The 22,532-nt window shown below is 45.0% G+C and carries 23 protein-coding genes; 19 read left to right on the top strand and 4 right to left on the bottom strand.

Features of this window, described 5'->3' with window-relative positions:
• The first annotated feature begins 28 nt into the window (after positions 1-28).
• The 15 genes from C6Y45_RS01500 (at position 29) to C6Y45_RS01430 (ending at position 15,205) form a co-directional block, all read left to right on the top strand.
• Positions 29-712 carry a YczE/YyaS/YitT family protein gene (locus tag C6Y45_RS01500; protein WP_342752411.1) on the top strand — a complete coding sequence of 228 codons (684 nt, stop codon included), beginning with the start codon at positions 29-31 and terminating at the stop codon, positions 710-712.
• Positions 696-1,115, top strand: a complete 420-nt coding sequence (cymR, locus tag C6Y45_RS01495) for a cysteine metabolism transcriptional regulator CymR (RefSeq protein WP_107583237.1) — start codon at positions 696-698, stop codon at positions 1,113-1,115. Before C6Y45_RS01500 ends, cymR begins: the two co-directional genes overlap by 17 nt.
• Positions 1,116-1,129: 14 nt before the next feature.
• Positions 1,130-2,275 carry a cysteine desulfurase family protein gene (locus tag C6Y45_RS01490; RefSeq protein WP_107583236.1) on the top strand — a complete coding sequence of 382 codons (1,146 nt, stop codon included), beginning with the start codon at positions 1,130-1,132 and terminating at the stop codon, positions 2,273-2,275.
• 14 nt (positions 2,276-2,289) lie between these two features.
• Positions 2,290-3,390 (top strand): tRNA 2-thiouridine(34) synthase MnmA, encoded by a 1,101-nt coding sequence (gene mnmA, locus C6Y45_RS01485; RefSeq protein ID WP_281260566.1) that lies wholly within the window; start codon positions 2,290-2,292, stop codon positions 3,388-3,390.
• A 99-nt stretch (positions 3,391-3,489) separates the two neighbouring features.
• Positions 3,490-4,161: a tetratricopeptide repeat protein gene (locus tag C6Y45_RS01480; RefSeq protein ID WP_107583235.1), complete on the top strand. Its 672-nt coding sequence runs from the start codon at positions 3,490-3,492 to the stop codon at positions 4,159-4,161.
• Positions 4,162-4,177: 16 nt separating this feature from the next.
• On the top strand, positions 4,178-6,433 hold the full coding sequence (gene recD2 / locus C6Y45_RS01475) for an SF1B family DNA helicase RecD2 (RefSeq protein ID WP_245922455.1): 2,256 nt from the start codon (positions 4,178-4,180) through the stop codon (positions 6,431-6,433).
• A gap of 443 nt (positions 6,434-6,876) precedes the next feature.
• Positions 6,877-9,507, top strand: a complete 2,631-nt coding sequence (gene alaS, locus C6Y45_RS01470) for an alanine--tRNA ligase (RefSeq protein ID WP_107583233.1) — start codon at positions 6,877-6,879, stop codon at positions 9,505-9,507.
• Positions 9,508-9,602: 95 nt separating this feature from the next.
• Positions 9,603-9,869: an IreB family regulatory phosphoprotein gene (locus tag C6Y45_RS01465; protein ID WP_107583232.1), complete on the top strand. Its 267-nt coding sequence runs from the start codon at positions 9,603-9,605 to the stop codon at positions 9,867-9,869.
• Entirely contained in the window at positions 9,866-10,279 is a 414-nt protein-coding gene (ruvX, locus tag C6Y45_RS01460) for a Holliday junction resolvase RuvX (RefSeq protein ID WP_107583231.1), read from the top strand. Before C6Y45_RS01465 ends, ruvX begins: the two co-directional genes overlap by 4 nt.
• Positions 10,280-10,295: 16 nt before the next feature.
• Entirely contained in the window at positions 10,296-10,595 is a 300-nt protein-coding gene (locus tag C6Y45_RS01455; RefSeq protein WP_107583230.1) for a DUF1292 domain-containing protein, read from the top strand.
• A 412-nt stretch (positions 10,596-11,007) separates the two neighbouring features.
• Positions 11,008-12,129 (top strand): endolytic transglycosylase MltG, encoded by a 1,122-nt coding sequence (gene mltG / locus C6Y45_RS01450; protein WP_107583265.1) that lies wholly within the window; start codon positions 11,008-11,010, stop codon positions 12,127-12,129.
• Positions 12,130-12,230: 101 nt separating this feature from the next.
• Complete coding sequence (locus tag C6Y45_RS01445) at positions 12,231-12,887, top strand: O-methyltransferase (protein ID WP_245922453.1); 657 nt, start codon at positions 12,231-12,233, stop codon at positions 12,885-12,887.
• 47 nt (positions 12,888-12,934) lie between these two features.
• Entirely contained in the window at positions 12,935-13,570 is a 636-nt protein-coding gene (gene udk / locus C6Y45_RS01440; RefSeq protein WP_107583263.1) for a uridine kinase, read from the top strand.
• Positions 13,571-13,769: 199 nt separating this feature from the next.
• A complete protein-coding gene (gene greA, locus C6Y45_RS01435; RefSeq protein ID WP_107583229.1) occupies positions 13,770-14,240 on the top strand; it encodes a transcription elongation factor GreA in 471 nt (156 codons plus the stop codon).
• 224 nt (positions 14,241-14,464) lie between these two features.
• Complete coding sequence (locus C6Y45_RS01430) at positions 14,465-15,205, top strand: YrrS family protein (RefSeq protein ID WP_107583228.1); 741 nt, start codon at positions 14,465-14,467, stop codon at positions 15,203-15,205.
• A 118-nt stretch (positions 15,206-15,323) separates the two neighbouring features.
• On the opposite strand, the gene C6Y45_RS01425 is transcribed toward C6Y45_RS01430, so the two are convergent.
• Positions 15,324-15,539, bottom strand: coding sequence for a DUF2536 family protein (locus C6Y45_RS01425; protein WP_107583262.1), 216 nt, complete (start codon positions 15,537-15,539; stop codon positions 15,324-15,326).
• 475 nt (positions 15,540-16,014) lie between these two features.
• Here C6Y45_RS01425 and mtnN point away from each other — a divergent pair, with 475 nt between their 5' ends.
• On the top strand, positions 16,015-16,716 hold the full coding sequence (mtnN, locus tag C6Y45_RS01420) for a 5'-methylthioadenosine/S-adenosylhomocysteine nucleosidase (protein WP_107583227.1): 702 nt from the start codon (positions 16,015-16,017) through the stop codon (positions 16,714-16,716).
• Between the two features lie 26 nt (positions 16,717-16,742).
• On the opposite strand, the gene C6Y45_RS01415 is transcribed toward mtnN, so the two are convergent.
• Both C6Y45_RS01415 and C6Y45_RS01410 read right to left on the bottom strand, forming a co-directional pair.
• On the bottom strand, positions 16,743-17,378 hold the full coding sequence (locus C6Y45_RS01415) for an NUDIX hydrolase (RefSeq protein WP_107583226.1): 636 nt from the start codon (positions 17,376-17,378) through the stop codon (positions 16,743-16,745).
• 71 nt (positions 17,379-17,449) lie between these two features.
• Positions 17,450-19,402 carry a S9 family peptidase gene (locus C6Y45_RS01410; RefSeq protein ID WP_107583225.1) on the bottom strand — a complete coding sequence of 651 codons (1,953 nt, stop codon included), beginning with the start codon at positions 19,400-19,402 and terminating at the stop codon, positions 17,450-17,452.
• A 196-nt stretch (positions 19,403-19,598) separates the two neighbouring features.
• Between C6Y45_RS01410 and C6Y45_RS01405 the strand changes: the two genes are divergently transcribed.
• From C6Y45_RS01405 to dapF, 3 genes are all read left to right on the top strand, one after another.
• Entirely contained in the window at positions 19,599-20,522 is a 924-nt protein-coding gene (locus C6Y45_RS01405) for a metal ABC transporter substrate-binding protein (RefSeq protein WP_107583261.1), read from the top strand.
• A gap of 208 nt (positions 20,523-20,730) precedes the next feature.
• Positions 20,731-20,868 (top strand): hypothetical protein, encoded by a 138-nt coding sequence (locus tag C6Y45_RS17250; protein WP_160058054.1) that lies wholly within the window; start codon positions 20,731-20,733, stop codon positions 20,866-20,868.
• Positions 20,869-21,076: 208 nt separating this feature from the next.
• A complete protein-coding gene (gene dapF, locus C6Y45_RS01395; RefSeq protein ID WP_107583223.1) occupies positions 21,077-22,054 on the top strand; it encodes a diaminopimelate epimerase in 978 nt (325 codons plus the stop codon).
• Here dapF and C6Y45_RS01390 read toward each other — a convergent pair.
• On the bottom strand, positions 22,021-22,257 hold the full coding sequence (locus C6Y45_RS01390) for a hypothetical protein (protein WP_107583222.1): 237 nt from the start codon (positions 22,255-22,257) through the stop codon (positions 22,021-22,023). The two genes, dapF and C6Y45_RS01390, sit on opposite strands and share 34 nt — an antisense overlap.
• Positions 22,258-22,532 lie beyond the last annotated feature (275 nt).

Here is a 22,532-nt window from a genome sequence, read left to right as displayed (position 1 = left end):
CTGTTTCGACTATTTATTTCATGATATAATGAACAGCAGACTGGCAGGACAGGAGGCCGAAATGAGCGTATTTAAAATAAATACGGAAGGGAACATTTTCCGGTGGGCTGTGTTTACTATCGGCCTGATGATAATGAGCTGCGGAGCTGCACTGATGATTCGTGCAGAACTTGGCAGTGCGCCATGGGATGTACTTCATATTGGTCTTATGCAGCAGTTCGGCCTGACAGTAGGAAGCTGGACGGTTATTATGGGATTTCTTCTTCTTGTCGCAGCTTCAATTCTAACAAGGACACTGCCTCAGGCAGGAGCATACGCGAATATGCTTCTCGTCGGGGTTTTTGTAGATATTTTTCTATGGATGATCAGTACGCCCCAGGTGATGGGGGGACAGCTGGCGATGCTGGCAGGAGGAATTCTCATTATGGGATTTGGCATCGGTGTTTATATATCTCCACGTTGCGGAGCAGGCCCGCGGGACAGTGTGATGCTTGCCCTTGCTGACAAAACTGGAGCGTCTGTCGCACGGGTCAGAGCCTATATGGAAATTCTGGTGCTCGCGTGCGGATGGCTGCTTGGAGGTCCGGTTTTTCTAGGAACTATCCTATTCAGCCTGACGATAGGACACGTAACAGGATATTCTCTTAATATATGCAGCATATGGATGAACCGAATTAAGGAAAGAGGGATAAACGTTGAAAATATCAACTAAAGGCAGATACGGACTCACAATTATGATTGCACTCGCAAAAAAACACGGGGATGGCCCTGTTTCCCTGAAATCAATCGCAAAGGATCATTCTCTTTCCGAGCATTACCTTGAGCAGCTTATTGCTCCGCTTCGAAACGCAATGCTCGTGAAAAGCGTAAGAGGAGCCTACGGCGGGTATATGCTTGCTGATGCGCCCGAAAACGTTACTGCCGGGGACGTTATCCGGGTTCTGGAAGGGCCGATAACTCCTGTGGAAATTATTGATGATGAGGAACCGGCAAAACGGGATCTCTGGATTAAAATCCGCGATGCTGTCAAAGAAGTACTCGATTCAACAACTTTGAAAGATCTGGCCGAATATAAAGATGAGGGAAGCCAGGATAATTACATGTTTTACATTTAGGAGGAATTACTCTGATGGAACGAATATATCTGGATCACGCTGCCACTTCACCTCTCCATCCGGAAGTGGTTGAAGCTATGCTTCCTTACTTTACAGAAAAGTTCGGGAATCCTTCCAGCATCCATTCCTTCGGCCGGGAAGCACGGGCGGCACTGGATGAAGCGAGGGTAAAAATAGCATCGGTAATCGGCGCTTCCTATAACGAAATAATCTTTACCGGAGGAGGCACCGAGGCTGATAACCTTGCCATTATTGGCGGAGCGAAGAAAAACCGTCATAAAGGAAATCACATTATTACAGCAGTTACAGAGCATCACGGGGTGCTTCATGCCTGCAAAGAACTTGAAAAGGAAGGGTATGAAGTCACTTATTTGAAAGTGGCGGAAAACGGAAAGATTTCCATCGGCGATCTGAAGGATGCGTTACGGGAAGATACCATTCTCGTTTCCTTAATGACAGTAAATAATGAAACCGGTACGATCCAGCCGATAAAAGAAGTTGGAAATATTCTGAAGGGGCACCAGGCTCTTTTTCATACGGATGCCGTGCAGGCAGCCGGGAAGTGTCCGCTGAATGTGGATGATCTTAACGTGGATTTAATGGCCTGTTCCGCCCACAAATTCAATGGACCGAACGGCACCGGATTTCTTTATATTCGGAAAGGTACGGAACTTGTCCCGATCTCCTTCGGCGGAGAACAGGAAAGAAAACGACGGGCCGGAACAGAAAATACAGCAGGAATTACTGGCATGAAAGCAGCTCTTGAAACAGCGTCGATGAATATGGAAGCGAGAACAGCATCGGCTGTTCAGTTCCGGAAGCTTATGCTGGATGTTTTCGATGAAGAAAAAATTAACTATAAAGTTAACGGGGATGCTGAAGAAGGGCTTCCCCACGTACTGAACGTAAGCTTCCCTGAAGTTAACGTGGAGCAGTTTCTGATGAACATGGATCTGGAAGGAATTGCAGTATCAAGCGGTTCTGCCTGTACGGCTGGTTCTGTCGATCCTTCCCACGTCCTGATTGGCATGCACGGTGTAAACGACAGGAGCAGATCAGCCGTACGGTTCAGTTTTGGATACGGTAATACGGCTGAGCAGGTGGAAAGAGCAGCCAAAACAGTCTCCAGAATACTCGGTCGTATTAAAGCAATTAAATAAAGGAGGAGTCTGCAGTGACAAATAATGCAGATATTAGAGTAGTAGTCGGGATGTCCGGAGGTGTTGATTCCTCCGTAACTGCTCACCTGCTCAAACAGCAGGGATATGAAGTAATTGGTATTTTCATGAAAAACTGGGATGACACAGATGAGAGCGGAATGTGTACGGCTACGGAAGATTACAATGACGTTATCCGTGTCTGCAACCAGATCGGCATACCATATTACAGCGTCAACTTTGAAAAAGAGTACTGGGATAAAGTATTCACCTACTTTCTCGAAGAGTACAAATCCGGCAGGACGCCAAACCCTGATGTCATGTGCAATAAAGAAATAAAATTTAAAGCTTTCCTGGAACATGCCATGGCTCTTGGAGCAGATTATGTAGCCACTGGTCATTACGCGAGAACAATCACCGAAAACGGACGTGTGAAAATGCTCCGTGGAAAAGACCGTAATAAGGATCAGACGTATTTTCTTAATGCGCTGAGTCAGGAGCAGCTCCAAAAAGTGATGTTTCCTCTTGGTGAGATTGATAAACCGAGGGTGCGTGAGATTGCAGAGGAGGCAGAACTTGCCACAGCAGGAAAGAAAGACAGCACAGGCATCTGTTTTATAGGTGAACGAAATTTTAAAGAGTTCCTATCTCAATATCTTCCGGCTCAAAAAGGAAATATGGAAACTCTTGATGGTGAGGTAAAAGGCACCCATGACGGGTTAATGTATTATACGCTCGGCCAGCGGCAGGGGCTCGGAATCGGAGGAGCCGGCGAACCGTGGTTTGTAGTGGACAAAGACCTTGAAAGAAATGTTCTGGTAGTGGGACAGGGGTATCATCACCCTCAGCTTTATTCTGAAGGTCTGTACGCCGTGGACGTCAACTGGATTTCCGGGTCTCCGCCTGAAAGTACGTTTGAATGTACCGCCAAATTCCGATACCGTCAGGAGGATCACGCCGTTTCCGTTATACCACAGGAAGACGGGACTTTATACGTGGAATTTAAGGAGCCGGAGCGGGCTGTAACACCAGGGCAGTACATCGTTCTTTACGATGGAGAAGAGTGTCTCGGCGGCGGAACGATTGACGAAATCATCAAAGCCGCAGCACCAGTGTAAACAGAGGAAAGCTGCAGAACGCGCAGTTCAGCAGCTTTCTTTGCTGTTGCAGTTTATCAGCTTGCAGATTATATTATTTGGTCAGGAGGAAAAAACACAATGGATAGAAACGCAGAAGCAGTCAAGCAGATGCAGGAGGGCAACATCGAAGAAGCGGCTAAGCTTCTCAATGATGCTATCGAGGAAAACCCTTCCGATGCTGTCGCATTTACGAATTTCGGAAATCTCCTTGCTGCAGTGGGGGAAGAAGATCGTGCAGCAGTATTTTTCGAAAAGGCGGCAGAAATCGATCACAGCATAGGAACAGCTCATTACGGGCTTGGCAACATCTACTACAATAAAGAAGAATTTAAAAAAGCGGTGGACGCCTACCAGGAAGCCCTGGCACAGGGACTCATTCAGGGAGACGTTTATTATATGCTCGGTATGAGCTTTTTCCAGGGAGGAGACTTTGTACGCGCACTTCCTCACTTAAGCCGCGCGGCAGAACTGAATCCCGAAGACAAGGATGCTGCTTTTCACTATGGCCTGGCGCTTGCCCAGGCGGAAGAAATAGACGAAGCGATGAAACAGTTTAACGCCGTATTAAAGCTCGATGAAGAACATGCCGACAGTTATTTTAATCTGGGAGTAGGTTATGCATACAAACAGGATGCAGAACAGGCGCTGGATATGTTCAATAAAGCACTTGAAATTCAGCCGGAACATTCATTAAGCGCGAATGGGAAAAAGCAGATGGAAAAAATTCTGTCCGGAGAGATGGAAGAGTAAACAGGAGGTGGATCAGGTGGAGGAACAGCAGCCGTATATTAAAGGGGAACTTCTCCACCTGATTTATCATCAGGAAGATTCTCTTTATACAGTAGCCAAATTAAAAGTAATCAGTTCATCAGACGAGGTACAGGAAAAAGAAGCGGTGGTAGTAGGACTGATGGCCAGACCCGAAAAAGATACAACGTACCTTTTTCATGGAAATATGAGCGATCATCCCCGATTTGGAAAACAGTTTAAATTCGATACATACAAAAAAGAACTGCCCGATACGAAGCAGGGACTCGTACTGTATTTTTCCAGTGACCGTTTTCCCGGAATAGGGAAAAAAACAGCAGAAAACATAGTAAACACTTTCGGAACAGATGCCATTTCCCTCATTCTGGCCCATCCAAGCCGGCTGGAGGAAGTGCCTAAGCTTGATTCGGAAAAAGCCGGTCTCATTCATGAACAGCTGATGGAAGATCAGGGAATTGAAGAAGTACTTATGAAGCTTTATGAATACGGCTTCGGACTGAAGCTTGCCATAAAAATTTATCAGGCATACCAGACAGAGGCTCTTCGGATGATTGAAACAAACCCTTACCAGATGGTAGAGGATGTTGAAGGGGTCGGCTTTATTAAAGCGGATCAGATCGGCAGAAAGCAGGGGGTTACCGGGGATCATCCGGACCGTATAAAGGCAGCCGTGCTTTTTACACTTTACGAACAAAGCCTGAATGAAGGGCACGTATTCGTCAAAAATGAAGAAGTAGTCATAAAATCCATAGAACTGCTTGAACACGGTGGACAGCCTCCCGTGGATCCGCTTAAAACGGCAGATATTATTACTGGCCTGGCAGAAGAAGAAAAAATTATTGTGGAAGACGACGCGATGTATATTCCCTCTCTTTACTATGCAGAAAAAGGAATTTCAACGAGTCTCAGCCGGCTGCTTTACGTTGACAACAGGGAAAATTATCCGGAATCTGAGATGCTGAAGGCGATAGGAGAAGTAGAAGAGAAGTACAATGTTTCCTATGCGGAATCACAGAAGCAGGCGATCGAAAAAGCACTCGACACGCCGGTTATGCTTTTGACAGGCGGCCCGGGTACCGGCAAGACGACAGTCATTCAAGGTGTTATTGAAGTTTTTGCATCCTTAAAAAATTTATCATTGAACCCGGAAGACTACCAGGGAAAAAGCGCTCCTTTTCCTTTTCTGCTGGCTGCTCCAACAGGACGGGCTGCCAAGCGGATGACGGAATCGACCGGACTGCCGGCTTCTACGATTCACCGCCTGCTCGGTTATAAAGGAGTGGATGAAGAAGGATTTGAAAAAGATGAAGACACCCCTTTGGATGGGGAACTGCTGATTCTTGATGAAATGTCCATGGTGGATACTTGGCTTGCCAATCAGCTGTTCCGGGCTGTACCTTCCGGGATGCAGGTCATTATCGTCGGAGATGAGGATCAGCTTCCTTCTGTCGGTCCCGGTCAGGTGCTGACAGATCTGCTGGAATCGGACCGTATTCCAACCGTCCGGCTGACGGAAATTTTCAGGCAGTCGGAAAACTCGAGAATTATTACTTTTTCCCACGAAGTAAAAAATGGAACGCTGCCGCCGGGGGTCGATAAATCAAGTGATGATCTTCGGTTTTTCCCTTGTGCTCCTGCTGATGCAGCAGAAGCTGTGGAAAAAATATGCCGGGGGGCGGCTTCCAAAGGCTATACGGCAAGGGATATTCAGGTGCTTGCTCCTATGTACAGGGGAGCTGCCGGTATCGACAGTCTCAACCGTATGCTCCAGGAGCTTTTTAATCCAAAAGGAGAAAAAACGAAGGAAGTTCCTTTTGGGGATATCGTATACAGAGTCGGTGATATGGTTTTGCAGCTCGTGAATAATCCGGAGGAAAACGTCTTTAATGGAGACCGCGGCGAAATTGTTGCTGTCTTAACAGAGCGGGAAACTGCGGATAACAAGCTTCAGGTTGTTATTTCCTTTGACGGCATAGAAGTTATTTACTCGAAACAGGATCTTACACAAATTACACACGCTTACTGCTGTTCGATCCACAAATCCCAGGGCAGCGAATTTCCAATTGTTATCATGCCGGTTGTCAAAAGTTATTATCGGATGCTGAGGAGGAAACTGATTTACACCGGTATAACGAGAGCAAAGAAATTTCTGCTTTTATGCGGGGAGTGGGATGCTCTGCAGATAGGAGTGGAAAGCAGCCGGGAGCTCGTCAGAAATACGTCTCTCGTCAGCAGGCTGAAGAAAGAAGAGTAATGCGAATATTTCGATTGACAATTATCCAGCATTTTATCTATAATAATTTACGGATATAGATTAATATGATGACGGAGAAACGTCACTGCAGCCCTTACACAGAGAGAGGATCCCACGGCTGGAAGGATCCCCGTAAGAAGTGCATTGGACAGCTGTCTCCCGAGTGCAGGTAAAAACTGCCGGCATGCATCCGTTACGTGCAGTCCAGAGTGACAGCAGATTATGCTGTAACCAGGGTGGTACCGCGTGAATATAATCTCGTCCCTAGCTGAAGCTTAGGGAGGGGATTTTTTTATCGTTCCATTCTGTATCGGACAGGTTCTGGGAAAGTCCCGGCCTGTTCCGCAGGCAACTTAAGCGGCGTGGGAATTCCAATTTATAACGGCAGAAAATCTTATACCAGGAGCCCCCGATCAAACATATTCAAAGGAGGAAACATATCAATGAATAAATTGTCATCTGCAGAAGTAAGACAAATGTTTCTTGATTTTTTTAAGGAAAAACAGCATGCTGTGGAGCCGAGCGCGTCCCTTGTTCCACATGAAGATCCATCTTTATTATGGATAAACAGCGGTGTAGCTACGCTGAAAAAGTACTTTGACGGACGTGTTATCCCCGATAACCCGCGAATTGTAAATGTACAGAAATCCATTCGAACGAATGATATTGAAAATGTCGGAAAAACAGCGAGACACCATACGTTTTTCGAAATGCTCGGTAATTTTTCGATCGGTGAATATTTCAAGAAAGAAGCAATACACTGGGCATGGGAATTTTTAACGGATAAAAACTGGATCGGATTCGATCCGGAAAAGCTGGCTGTTACCATTTATCCGGAAGATGAAGAAGCTTTTCAGATCTGGAAAGATGAAATCGGTCTGCCGGAAGAAAAGATTATCCGGCTGGAAGAAAATTTCTGGGATATCGGAGAGGGCCCGTGCGGACCGAATACAGAAATTTTTTACGACCGCGGTCCTTCATACGGTGCGGATGAAAATGATCCCGAGATGTATCCGGGAGGCGAGAACGAGAGACATCTGGAAATCTGGAACCTCGTGTTTTCGCAGTTTAACCATAATCCGGATGGCAGCTACACGCCGCTGCCAAAGAAAAATATTGATACGGGGATGGGACTGGAACGAATTGTATCAGTGATTCAGGACGCTCCTACAAATTACGATACAGACCTCTTCAGACCTATCATTGAAGAGACAGAAAAAGTCTCCGGAAAAAGATACGGTTCTTCTGAGGAAGAGGACACGGCCTTTAAAGTAATTGCCGACCACGTCCGTACTGTCACGTTTGCTGTCGCTGACGGGGCGCTTCCTTCCAATGAAGGGCGGGGCTACGTTCTGCGGCGGCTGCTGCGACGCGCGGTACGTTATGCAAAAGTATTACGTGTGGAAGAACCGTTTATGTACCGTCTTGTGCCGATAGTAAGCAGTATCATGTCCGATTTCTATAAGGAAGTCCCCGATAAGTCGGAGTTTATTCAGAAGGTTATGAAAAACGAGGAAGAACGTTTTCACGAAACACTGCACGATGGACTGACAGAGCTTCAAAAAGTAATTCAGCGTGCCCGTAAAGAAGAGAAATCCCGTATTGAAGGCAGTGATATCTTCAAGCTTTATGACACGTATGGATTTCCAGTCGACCTGACAGAGGAATACGTGCAGGAAGCCGGTTTTGAAGCGGATCGGGAAGGTTTTGAGTCCGAAATGAAGAAACAAAGAGAACGGGCCCGGGCTGCACGACAGGAATCGGGTTCCATGCAGCAGCAGGATGAAATTCTTGGAGGAATTACGGAGCCGTCCACGTTTACAGGTTATACTCAGCTTACTACTGAAACAAAGGTAACTGCGATTGTTAAGAATAAAGCGCTGACGGACATGGCTTATGAGGGCGACCGGGTTCACCTGATGCTTTCTGAAACACCTTTTTATGCCGAGAGTGGCGGGCAAAAAGCGGATACAGGTACTATTGCGACTGATAAAGCAGAACTGCGTGTAGAAGATGTTCAGAAAGCACCGAACGGTCAGCATCTGCACGAAGCAGTCGTCGTAAGCGGGTCTTTAAGAACAGGAGAGAAAGTTACCGCTGTCGTTTCTGAAGATATAAGAAAAGCAGTTATTAAGAATCATTCAGCGACCCACCTGCTTCATCAGGCTTTGAAAGATGTTCTTGGTGATCACGTGAATCAGGCCGGTTCACTTGTGGAAAAAGAAAGGCTGCGTTTTGACTTCTCCCACTTCGGTCAAGTAAATGAAAAAGAAATGCAGGAAATCGAAAATATTGTGAATGAAAAAATATGGGAAGCTGTGCCTGTGGAAATTAAGGAAACTTCTCTGGAAGAAGCAAAAGAAATGGGAGCGATGGCTCTTTTCGGTGAAAAATACAGCAGTCAGGTCCGTGTGGTACAGATGAGTGACTACAGCCTTGAGCTCTGCGGGGGATGCCATGTTAATTCCACAGCAGAAATCGGTCTGTTCAAGCTCGTATCTGAAGGTGGAATAGGGGCCGGTGTCCGTCGTATTGAAGCTGTTACCGGTAAAAAAGCGTATGAATTTATGAACGGTCAGGTGGATAAGCTGAGAGAAGCTGCGGGCATGCTTAAAACGAACCTGGAAGAAGTTCCGAACCGGGTGGAGCAGCTGCAGAAACAGCTTCGAGAAAAAGACAAAGAAAACGACTCTCTTACTGCGAAGCTCAGTCAGCTTCAGGCAGGGAGCCTGCTGGATGAAGCAAAAGATATTGACGGCGTAACAGTGCTTGCTAAAGAAGTGAACGCCTCAGATATGAATGCTCTCCGAAGTCTGACGGATTCCTTAAAAGAAAAGCTCGGTTCAGGCATTCTGGTTCTTGCCGCCGTGAACGGGGAAAAAGTAAGTATCGTTTCCAGCGTTTCCAAAGATCTTACAGAAAAAGGTTATCATGCCGGTAAGCTTGTCAAAGAAACAGCTGCTATGTGCGGTGGAGGCGGCGGAGGCCGTCCGGATATGGCACAGGCCGGTGGTAAAGACCCATCTAAAGTCACGGAGGCACTGGAGCAGGTTTATGAGCTTGTAAGAAAATAACTCATTTTCATATACATTCTCGCCTGTTCGTACTAAAATAAATATATCAGACCTATTCTTACCAATTCCAGGAGGGCGGGAGTGAGAGAATTTCTATGGATAAAACGATGAAATTTAATTTTAATGAAGATGATTCTATGGATAAGCATGTCCGGGAAGTACTTTTCAGCGTCCACGGGTCACTCGAAGAAAAAGGATATAATCCTATCAATCAGATCGTCGGGTATCTTTTATCCGGAGATCCGGCATACATCCCGCGTCATAATGATGCACGAACGCTCATTAGAAAAATAGAACGGGATGAAATAATTGAAGAGCTGGTAAGGGCGTACCTTGCTGGAGAAGATAAGGAGAATGAATGAAAACACTCGGTCTTGACGTAGGTACGAAAACGATCGGGGTGGCAGTAAGTGATGCCCTGGGCTGGACAGCCCAGGGGATTACTACTATCCGCCGTTCCACACAGGAAGAAGATTTTCAAAAGCTCGATGAAATAATGAAAGAGCACGAAGTAAGCTCCATAGTGGTCGGTCTGCCCAAAAATATGAACGGTACGATAGGTCCAAGTGGAGAATTCTGCCGGACATTCGCTGAAGATATAAAAGCGCACACCGGCCTCCCGATTATTATGTGGGACGAGCGGCTTTCCACAATGGCAGCAGAAAAAATGCTCGTAGGGGCTGATGTCAGCCGGAAAAAACGAAAAAAAGTAATTGATAAAATGGCTGCAGTAATGATTCTGCAGGGCTATCTGGACAGCAGAAGCAACTAAATGATGGAGGTGCACAATGTCTGAAATTAAACTGAACCGGCCGGAAGGTGACGACAACCGTATTATTGTTCCTGATGAAGATGGAAATGAACATTTATTTGAGATACTTTTCACATTTGATGTGGACAGTACGGGAACATCCTATATGGTGCTTGCCCCGGAAGGAACAAACGAAGATGAATCAGAAGAGGTCGAAGTTCATGCTTTCCGCTTTGAAGAAGAAGGGGAAGATCTTTCCCTGTTCCCTATAGAAACGGAAGAGGAATGGGAAATGGTAGAAGAGCTTCTGAACACCTTTACCGAACCTGAAGAATAACAAGATTCCGGGAGTATAACCTGGAATATGAAACGGAATGAAGCAGGGGCTTTTCCCAGAACCGGTATGCCGGTCAGGGAAGGCCCTTTTTTATAGCTGGGGCAAAGTTTATGGGCAATTACTGAATAAAGCTTCTCTTTCGTCCGGTCAGTGTTTGAGGAGGAGTGCCTCTTTATCCATGTCATATGGAGCGAAGCGGGATTTTGATAGAACAACAGCCAATTGGAATGGAGAAAGGGAAGTAATTATTGAGTAGAGCTGCTTCTTTTCATAGAAATCAGCAGAAGGTTTTTGACACGCAGCTTTCGTGCCCAGGGGGGAAGGAAATGTTAAAAAACATGTAATTTCTTTCGGCATTTGAAAGGAAGTATTGTATAATTAGCGGGGAAGGGGTGAGGTATTTTTGGAAGGTATGTCAAAAAAAGAACAAAAAAAACTGAAAAAAGAAGAGCATAAAAGAAAAGTGGAAGAGCGCAAGCAGGAAGCGGGAACAGTTCGAAAGATTGTGCTTGCGGTAGTCGTAATTATTATCCTCGTTTTAGCCGCAGCCGGGTTTGGAGCTTATCGTTACATAGCAGGGGCCCTGGAGCCGATGGATGAAGAAAGTGATGAAACAGTGGAAGTGGAAATTCCGATAGGGTCTTCTACCGGAGGAATTGCGGACAGGCTGGAAGAAAATAATCTTATCAGCAACGCGGCAATTTTTCGCTATTACGTGCGTCTCCAGGGGGAAAGCGATTTCCAGGCAGGGAATTATGAATTGTCTCCGTCAATGAGTGCAGATGAAATCATTATGGAGCTTCAGGAAGGAACGCTTTATGAGGATTATGCCGCCTCTTTTGTTGTGCCGGAAGGATTCTGGGCAGAACAGATATATAACCGGATAGCGGAGGAAACGGATATTGCAGAAGAAGAGATCCAGGAAACTGCCAGAGATGAAGAATTTTTGGAATCTCTTATAGAAGAGTACAGTATCGTTACCGAAGAAATTCTGACAGACGAAATCAGGGAGCCTCTGGAAGGATATTTATTTCCAGCGCGCTACGACTTAACCGAAGAAGAATTGTCTGCGGAAGAAGTATTGAAAAAAATGGTTACCAGAATGGAAAGAGAACTGGAAAATGCGGCAGAAGCTTCTTCCGTTGACTCTTTTCATGAATTTTTAACAAAGGCTTCCATTATCGAAGGAGAAGCAAGGAACGATGACGAACGACCGGCGATTGCCGGAGTTATTGAAAACCGGCTCCGTGTTCCAATGCGTCTTCAAATGGATCCGACCGTGCAGTATGCACATGGGGAACAGTTTTCGCGTACGCTGATTACTCATACAGAAATAGAATCTCCATACAACACTTATCACGTAGATGGGCTTCCTGCCGGTCCGATTAATAACCCGGGATATGCTTCTCTTGAAGCAGCCTCAGACCCGGATGGGCATAACTATCTGTATTTTTTCCATTCTCCAGACGGAGAGGTATATTTCAACGAAACTCTCGATGAACATAATGCTGTTGTCGGCGAATACCGGGAGTAACAAAGAGGTACGGTGCAGGAACCTTTTGACACCGTACTCTTTTTTATGGTAAGCTGTCCCGGTTAAAAACTGCTTACTGCTGATAAAGGGGCGCGCAAAAAGTGGAAATTTCGAAAAAAACAAATGAATATATGGCACGTTTTTTTCCGCCGGAAGATGAGCTTATTAAGGAAATGCAGATATATGCTCAGGAGCATCATATCCCTATTATGGATGAGGAAGGAATTTATACAATGCTGATGATTCTTGAAATCAATCAGACAGAAAAAATTCTTGAAATCGGTACAGCAATCGGTTATTCTGCTATTCGAATGCTTGAATTCCTGCCGGGGGCAGCGGTTGTTTCTCTGGAAAGGGATTTAAGCAGGGCAGCGACTGCAAAAGAATATATTCAAAAAGCAGGGATGGAAGACCGTTTTCAGCTTATAGAGGGAGAGGCTCTCGATGTTTTTGCTGATGTGAAAGCTTCTGCCCCGTATGACGTACTGTTTATTGACGCTGCAAAAGGTCAGTACGAAAAGTTTTTCCAGCTTTACGAACCGCTCGTGAAAGAAGGGGGACTTATTGTTTCGGACAATGTTCTTTTTAAAGGTTTTGTTACCGGAGAAAACAAACCGGAAAGCAGAAGAATTAAAAAAATGGTGGAACGTATACACGATTTCAATACAAGCCTGATGGACCATCCCCGTTTCCACACTTTTCTCCTCCCGGCAGGGGACGGCCTGCTCGTTTCCCGGAAACAAAAACTGGATAAATAACTACCGACTGAAAATATTTGAATTAGGATAGGAAAGGATTTAGGATGATGCATAAAAAACCTATTATTATCGGTGTAGCCGGAGGTTCCGGTTCAGGAAAAACAACAGTGGCGAAGGAAGTTTACAGACAATTTCCTGAGCAGTCAATTCTGATGATAGAACAGGATGCCTACTACAAAGATCAGGCGCACCTTCCTATGGAAGAACGGTTGAAAACAAATTACGATCATCCTCTGGCATTTGATAACGATCTTTTGATCAGGCATCTGCAAAAGCTCAGTGAAGGAAAAAGTGTAGAAAAGCCGGTATATGATTATCCTAACCATACAAGGGCAGAAGAAGTAATTCCTGTAGAACCGAGAGACGTCATTATTCTCGAAGGTATTATGATTTTGGAGGACGACCGGCTGCGTGATATGATGGATATTAAATTATTCGTCGATACTGACTCGGATATGCGAATCATCCGCAGACTGCTGAGAGACATCAATGAGCGGGGCCGGACAATTGACTCGGTAATAGATCAGTATACATCGGTAGTAAGACCAATGCATCTGCAGTTTATAGAACCGACGAAAAGATACGCGGATATTATCGTTCCGGAAGGCGGACACAATCACGTCGCAATTGATTTAATGGTTACAAAAATAAAAACGATACTGGAATCTAAAGCAATGTTATAAAAAATTTGGCATTTATACCAAACTTCTTTATAATAGCATTTGTACAGCAGGAATATTAATCAAATACCCAGTTATGAAGCGCCCTGATAAGCTGCCTTTTTTAGGAAAGCTGTTGGGCGCTTACCCTTTATATACGGTGGATTGTTTGATTTTGTAAACGCTCCCTGCATATTTTATCGGAATGAAGGAGAGGAACCATATGACGGATGAAAAGCATTTTATGACTGAAGAAGGAAAAGAAAAGCTCGAAAAAGAGGTTGAACTATTAAAAACAGAACGTCGTAAAGAAGTAGTAGAGAGAATCAAAGTGGCCCGGAGCTTCGGGGATCTTTCCGAAAACTCGGAGTATGACTCCGCCAAGGAGGAACAGGCATTTGTTGAAGGGCGCATTCAGCAGCTGGAAACAATGATCCGTAACGCGGAAATTATTGAAGAGGACACGGATGCTACTACAGTTCAGGTAGGTAAAACTGTCAAATTCAAAGAACTTCCTGATGGGGATGAAGAAGAATATACGATCGTTGGACGTGCAGAAGCCGATCCGATTGAAGGTAAAATTTCCAATGATTCTCCGATGGCTAAAAGCCTTCTTGGCAAAGGACCGGGAGAAGAAGTACTTGTAACAACTCCTGGAGGCGACATGAAAGTGGAAATACTTGAAATATTTTAACCGGGGATTGAGAGAGGGCTGCTGAGCAGCTCCTCTCTTTTTTTCGCCGGTTTCTATCGGGAAAACGAAGGAGACCGGTACCTGCTGAAAACAGTAATAAAGGATGAACTGTAGAGAAGCAATTGCAAAAAAAAGTTGAAAGTCTTTCATTATGTCGAATTTTAAGCCGAAATAGCTTATAATAACGAAAGAATAGGAAAGCAGGCAAGGGAGGATTTAAAAAAGTGAGTAATAATATTCCACAACGCTCCGGACAGAAGAAAAACCGGAAGCTGAACACCGTTTTAAACTTATCCATAGGTATGGTAGCACTTCTCATAGTAGTCGTGAGCATCGGGCTGATTATAGGAGGAGGCTCGGACGAAACAGCAACCGATAGTAATGAAAATAACAGCACGGAAAATATTTCAGTAAACAACGGCTCAGATACCGGGACAAATAATAATGATAACAGCTTTGATAATAATCTGAATGCCGGAAGAGAAAATCTCGAAAACAACAGCGGCAATGCCGAAAATAATTCGAATGAAGAAAACAACGAAAATAATTCGAATGAAGGAAACAACGAAAATAATGAAAATAACGAAAACAACGATAATACCGGTAACAATGAAAACGACAATAACGAAAACAATGAGAACAACGAAAATAATGAAGCACCTGAAGATGGGGAATGGGAGCCGATAGGAACGTCACAGGACAATTTTTCCCTGAACTTTGACCGTGGAGGGCAGAACTGGAATGAAATGATCGAAGCAATCAGCTATGCGACCGGGCTCCCTTCAAATGAAGATGAACTGAACGTCCACCGGCTTGAAAACGGCGGTGATCAGTATTCGGCTGTAGGAACTGTCAGTGCCTCTGACGGAGATCGTGACCGGCCTTACCGTGTTCACCTGGAGTGGGTTGAAAATGAAGGCTGGCAGCCAGTAAGTGTAGAACGTCTCAATTCCAATCCTTATTAAAATCAAAAAAGCTAAACACTTAAGTGAATAAAACTTCACGAACAGGAAAACCTGCCGGATAAGGTCCGGCAGGTTTTCAGGTTGTTTGTGGAGTTGTTTTTCACATATAAGCTTACGGTTACCGGCTGCTCCGCTGTTTAAAATGAACAGAAGCTGTTGCGTAGTTTCTGCCTGTTTTATCGTCCGCTACCACTTGATAAGTTACGTGATGGACTTCCAGGAGCAGATCGGCATTAATATCAATTTTCTGCTGAATTTGTTCTTCCAGCCTCTGAAGGTCTGCCGCTTCAAAAAATTCTACTTTATCATGGATCGCATCTGGTCTTAAAATCATAATACACCCTCCTGTTCCATCTATGATTTTATCGGAACAGCCCGGCAATTTAAAGGGTGCCTTGAAAATAAAAAATGAATGTCTGCTTTCGTTTTCCTGGAGATGTTTTCCGAACGGAGCGGCCTCAGTTAATTCCATCCTTCTCCCGTCGGATAGAATAGATCTTCGGCTCGGTCTTCATCGCTCCGGAGTCCCTCCTTGTCCACAGCAGGACGGTTGGAAGCGAAGTGTATCTCCAGCAGTCAGTGAACTTTAACATAGCTATTTAAATACAGACGCAGTATAAACTATTGAAAAAAATTATACCGATCTTTTTGATATTTTTCTAAAGGAACCAAAGAGAATACATCTCAAAACTATTATCCGGCAATAATAAAGGAAAGTCTCTTTCTGCATTCCAGTTACTGCTTGTTTATGTTTTATTTGTAGGGTAAGATAAAAAAATGAAAATAAACCGGCAGGAAAGGATGTTTACATGCGTATTGGAATAATCGGTGCTATGGAGGAAGAAGTAGAGCTTCTGAAGTCGGAATTGAAAAACGTTTCTGAAACTGTGATCGCAGGGTGTGAATTTTATGAGGGAACGCTTCAGGGATTAGATGTTATAGTTGGTAAATCCGGTATTGGGAAAGTAAATGCTGCTGTTAGTACGACACTTCTCAATCAGCTTTTTTACCCGGACTATATTATAAATACCGGTTCAGCCGGAGGATTTTACAAAAGCTTGAATGTCGGGGATATCGTGGTCTCCAGCGAAGTGCGGTACAATGATGTAGATGCTACTGTTTTTGGATACGAATACGGCCAGGTACCCCGTATGCCGGCTTTTTACGAACCGGATGAATTTTTAGTCGGAGTGGCGAAAGAATGCGCTGGGGAGGTTGGTATTAACTCTGTAGAAGGATTGATTATTTCCGGAGACTCTTTTATAAGCAGTGTTGAACAGGAAATTTTAATACGCAGCCGATTTGAAGATGCCTATGCGTCAGAGATGGAAGCAGGGGCCATCGCTCAAGTCTGCTATCAGTTTCAATGCCCATTCGTTATAATTCGATCCCTGTCAGACATTGCAGGACAGGATGCAAAAATATCCTACGACGAATTTTTAGAAACAGCTTCAGTAAACTCCGCGAAGATGGTACTGCTCATGCTTGAGGAAATACGCCGCAGAGGATGACATCACATACAAAAAGCCCGGCCACTTTAAACTGTGGTCCGGGCTTTTTTCATTTCTTCCAGAACATGTGTAAGAATGCGTGCGGTGAGTCCCCAGATAATATAATTTTTATACTGGTAAAAATGTTCGTATATAACCCCCGCACTCCACGGATAGTCTTCGCCGTTTGGAATCAGGTGATAGGGGAAACCATCCTCCGGCTGGACAGCGAGCTGAATACGATGCTCATAAGGTTCCATTTCGAGAAGATCCTTTAAAGGCACTGAAAAAATCTCCTTCACTTCTCCAGGGTTCGGTTCCAGCACAGAACTGTTCTTAATTTCTCCAAGAAAAGGAAAAATCATCGATTTGGAGGGAGTAACCATGTAATCCAGCTCTCCAGTAATTTCCACTTCTTCCGGAGAAACACCGAGCTCTTCACATAGTTCTCTTTCTGCAGCCGCAGAGGCACTGCTGTCACCTTCATCAATCCTGCCGCCGGGAAAACAAATTTCCCCCGGCTGCGGTACAAATTCGGAACGCACTTCAAAAATAACGCTTAATTCTCCATCCTCTACTGCAAGAGGTACAAAGATGGCGTATCGTCTGTACTGTTCAGAATCAAGCACACCAGCTTTTCGCTGTTTAAAATAATGATGCAGATTTTCGGGAAGACAGGACAATAGACAGCCTCCTTTCAACAGTTACTGACTGTATTGTAGCATGCAGAAACCACCCTGTCCTCTGCACTGTTTCAACGCAGATACTCATCAAACCAGGCTGCAAGTTCCTCCAGACGTCTTCTGCGGAGATGTGGCGGACCGCTGCGTGAAAGATCGTGATTTGCTTCTGGAAAGCGTATAAATCTGGTAGAGCGTCCAAGTTTCTTCAAGGACACAAAAAGCTGTTCTGCCTGTTCAATCGGGCACCTTAAGTCTTGTTCACCGTGCATAATCAGCAGTGGTGTCTTCATCCGGCTGACGTATTTAAGAGGGGAGTGTGCCCACAGCGTATCCGGATCGTCGAGAAAGTCCCGGCCAACTTCCCATTCTGTAAAGAAGTAGCCAATATCGCTCACTCCGTAGAAACTGATCCAGTTGGATATACATCGCAGCGTAGCAGCCGCTTTAAAGCGGTCTGTGTGGGCGGTTATCCAGTTGGTCATGAAACCACCATAGCTTCCTCCTGTAACCCCGAGCCTGTCTTTATCGATTTCTTCAAAGCGGTTAAGGACTTCGTCTGTAAAGCTCATAATGTCCTCATAGTCCATTCCTCCGTAATCCCCCCTTACAGCATCAACAAACTGCTGCCCATAGCCGTGGCTGCCCCGCGGGTTGCAATAAAAAACTGTATATCCCCGGGAAGCTAAAAGCTGCATTTCGTGGAAAAACGTGCTGCCGTACATCGCGTGGGGGCCTCCATGAATCTCAAGCAGCCCCTCCCCAGCTGAATGATCCGGTCGTATGACCCATCCTTGCAGGTCCAGTCCATCTTTTGTCTTAAACCAGATTTCCTCCGGCGAAAACAGGTGAATCTCTTCATGAAAAGATTCGTGCAGCGAAGTGAGCTGCTTCCAGTCGGGGGCCTCAAGGGGCGAAAAATAGATTTCTCCCGGGTCGTCCGGACGGCTGATGGCTGCGGCAGCTGCACCTGTCGGGGCGTGTACAGCATAAGCAAAGACGTGATGGTTTCCTTCTGTTTTTGGGGTTACGGTACCATCTGTCGTAATTTCATACAAATTAGTACTGCCGTGATAGGAGGCAGAGGCGTAAACTGCTTTTCCGTCCTCTCTCCAATAAGGACCGTCACTGGAAGAAGCAGATTGAATATCACCGATCATTGTATCGGTAAAACCAAGATCGTTACGGCCTGTTAAACAAGCGGCCTGCGCTGATTCCACATCATACACCCAGACTTTACTCTGCGTCGCCCCTTTAAATTCCTGTTCATGTCCAAGCACAGCTATTTTTGTATCGTCAGGGGAAAACGAAGCCTGGGAAAAAGCCCCCTGCATGATTTTCTTATGCTGCCCGCTTTTTCTATTAAAAAGATAAAGGTCAGTTCCCACGGAGGAATCTTCGTGTTTATCGGCAAGGTAAAGAATTTGACCGCCTTTTTGGTCCCAGTCAGCAGGTGCCAGATCAAAATTTTCTTCTGTAAGTACGTTTATTTTTTTTGTGGAAAGAGATAACACAGCCAGCTGCTTTCGTTTGTCTGTAAAAAATCCCGCAGCATCTGATTTGTATTTTAATGAGTCAATTATTAGCGGCTCCGGCTTTTTTGATATTTCTTCAGGGACTACAGGGTCTCCGCCGGGTGCCAGTGGAGTTGAGAAAAGAATTTCGGAAGAATCTTCGTTCCATCGAGGGCGGTATGCTCCTTCAGGAAGGTCCGTTAACTGTTCTGCTTCTCCACCGTCTACTGCAAACAAAAAAAGCTGGGGTTTATCACCGGTGCTTTTTGTGCCGCTGAAAATGAGCCATTTTCCATCCGGGGAATACTGAGGGCTGGCTGCTGTGCCGTTTCCAAATGTCCATTGTACTGACTCTGAGGAAGTCACGTCCTGCACAATGAGGTGGGAGCAGTAGTCATCCCCCGTTATTTTCTTTCGTACGAATGCCAGCTTTTTACCGTCAGGGGAAAAGACCGGCTCCTGTATCATATGTAGTTTATCCAAATCGTTGATCGTTACTGTTCGTTTATTCATCAAATGCCTCCTTGAAATTGAATTATGTATATCGTAGCAGAAAAATTCGGGAAACGAAATATAAATAATTTGCCTAAGGGCAAATTATTTTCCTTTACAACAAACATTTTAATTATTATAATTGAGAAAATGTTTCCTTGGAGAAACATTTATAACCAGAGTAAAAATACGTTAGGAGAAGTGAAGGAACATGCACATGAAAAAAATATTTGTTTTATCTGGCCTGTCGCTCTTCCTGCTTTCGGCGTGCGGAAGTAATAATGAGGAAGCCAAAGGCGGAAATGAAGGTAATATCGGTGAAGGTCTTTATGTGACAGCCAGTTTTTCTGTACTGGCAGACATGACCGAGGCAGTTCTTGGAGAACGGGGCGAAGTTGATTATATTGTGCCGATCGGAGAAGAACCCCATGAATACGAACCTGTACCGAGCGATTTTAGAAAAGTAAACGAATCGGATGTATTTTACACAAATGGACTTAATCTTGAAGAATGGCTGGAGCGGATAATGGATAATGCGGCAGATACGGAGATTATTGAAATATCAGAAGGAGTTGAACCGATTCCGCTGGAAGGAGAAGAGGCTCCTGATCCCCATGCCTGGCTGAGCCCAAAGAATGCAGAGTATTATATTGATAATATTACTGCCGACCTTTCAGAAAGAGACCCGGAAGGAGCAGAAATATTCGAAGAAAACGCTGAAAATTATAAACAGGAGATAGAAGATCTTTCAGCTGAAATCGAAGAGGGTACAGCGGAAATTGAGGAAGATCAGCGTATGATCATTGTCAGTGAAAATGCGTTTAAATATTTTGCAGAAGATTTCGGCTTTGACTCCGATGGAATCTGGGAAATGAATTCTCATGAGGAAGGAACGAGCGGACAGATTAACCGGATCATCGATGTCATCCAGGAAAGAGAAGTTCCGGCTGTATTCGTAGAGTCAACCGTTGATCCACGTTACATGGAGACGGTGGCGGATAACTCCGGAGTGGAAATTGCCGGAGAAGTGTATACTGACGCAATAGGAGAGGAAGGAAGCGAAGCAGCCTCGTATATAGATATGATGAGACATAATGCGGAAACCTTTATAGAAGGTTTAAGTGGAAATGAGGCAGAGTAATTGTTTTCTTATGATTTTATTGATAAAATACTTGAAGAAAAGCTGTAAAAGAGGTGAAATCATGCAGATTACTGAAAAAGCAAAGCAGTATATTACTGATATTATGAAAGAACACGAAGCTTCCAACATTAAAATCTTCACAGCAGGTATGGGCTGAGGAGGGCCTCAGCTTGGACTGGCGCTGGATGCGCCGGCAGAAGAAGATATTGTGGAAGAAATCAACGGGCTCCAGGTAGCTTTTGACCGGGTTGCCCACGAGCAGTCTGGAAATCTGGAACTTGCTTTTCAGCAGACAGACGACGGCGGTGGACTTGTCATGAACAATGGCAGCAGCGACTGCTGTTAAAGCTGGCGGTCCAAAGCCTGACGGTTCAAAAAAGCCTTCATAACACAGTGTGTTATGAAGGCTTTTTTTGGAAGACTCCGGAGGATTCCCTTTATCTGTCTGCGGACGAAAAACGAAATCCATTGGACGTATTCAAATACTTTTCCCGTAATGCCCCTGGCAATATGTAGAAACATGGCTTTAAAACTTAATAAAAGGAGAAGATAAAGTGGATCTGGAATTTTTAAAATGTCACGGTTCAGGCAATGATTTTATAATTATTGATGAATGGAATAATGATTATTCGTTTTCAGAAGAAGAAAGAAAAATGCTCGCGGTTCAGCTCAGCCGCCGGGGCGGACCGATAGGGTCGGATGGAATTCTTTTCGTCATGAGCAGTACAACGGCTGATGTAAGGATGCGCATGTTTAATTCTGACGGAAGTGAAGCAGAAATGTGCGGAAACGGTCTGCGCTGTGCAGCCAGATATGCCATTGACCGTACCGGTAAAAAGGAGCTCGTGTTTGAAACTATGAAAGCTGATCTGCCGGTGGCGGAAGTTCCAGAAATTTATGAAGGAATCCGCACGTTTGAAGTGGCAATTGAACCCGTTTCATTCGATCCTGCTTCCCTTCCAATGATCACAAAGAAAGCTGAGTGGATAAACACTCCTCTTCCGGAAATTAAGGAAGACATATCCTTCACTGCTTTGAGCGTTCCTAATCCCCATCTCGCAGCAGTAGTTGATAATGTGGACGACAGTACAGTCCAGTCTGCGGGAGAACGAGCGAACGACAACAGGCAGCTTTTTCCGAACGGTACAAACGTGAGTTTTGTAAAAATCCTCGCAAATCAAAAAATCTTCGTCCGGACTTATGAACGGGGAGTGGGTTTAACGAATGCCTGTGGAACGGCTATGTCGGCTTCCACACTTGTGTCCTGCATTCTCGGAGGTCAGCCGTTTAACGAAGTTATTACTGTCTATAACCCGGGAGGCATGGTGCAGACAGTTGTGAATAAAAAAGACGAAAACTTTTATATCAAACTGCGTGGAAATGCCACTTATGAATTTGAAGGCACCGTTTCCCTCGATCTGAACAATCCATCGGGGATGAGTGTACGGAAGAAAAAAGACTTTACGGAAGAAAAAAGACTTTACGAAAAAATGGCACATTATGCTGCTGAAACTGGTGTACAGGCATACTGAGCATATAGCAGTTCATCAAAAAGATTCGTCAGGTGAAGTTGAAACAGCTTCAGTATATGATAAATGACCCACGGCAGTGATTCAGCCGGCAGGGCATCTATTCCGATAAAAAACTTCATTAATAAACTGATCGGGCCTGCCGGCAACTCCGGCAGGCCCGATCCAGGCTGTTTATAAAGTATTTTTTGTACATGCGTAGACATTTCCCTGCTTCCGCCTCCGCAGGAAGCTTTCCGGGCGGGCCGGCTTCAGCTCCACCAGGAAAATAAAAAGAAGGTTTCTCTTCTAAAAAACGTGTTGATTCCGCCCTTTCTTCCATTCAGGAGAGGCTTTTTTTCTCCGGAACGTCCGGCGGGGAGGCCGGTGGGAAAAAGCGAAGCCGGAAGATCCTTTTCAAAGCCGGAGGGCAAACAGCTGACGACGATCCCCACGGCAGGCCTGATCTTTTATAAACATATTTATCGTTTTTCCATCTTTA

The sequence above is a fragment of the Alkalicoccus saliphilus genome (assembly GCF_003044065.1).
GTDB lineage: Bacteria > Bacillota > Bacilli > Bacillales > Salisediminibacteriaceae > Alkalicoccus > Alkalicoccus saliphilus.
Note: the sequence above shows the minus strand (reverse complement) of the source record. Positions and strands in the feature narration are given on the sequence as shown.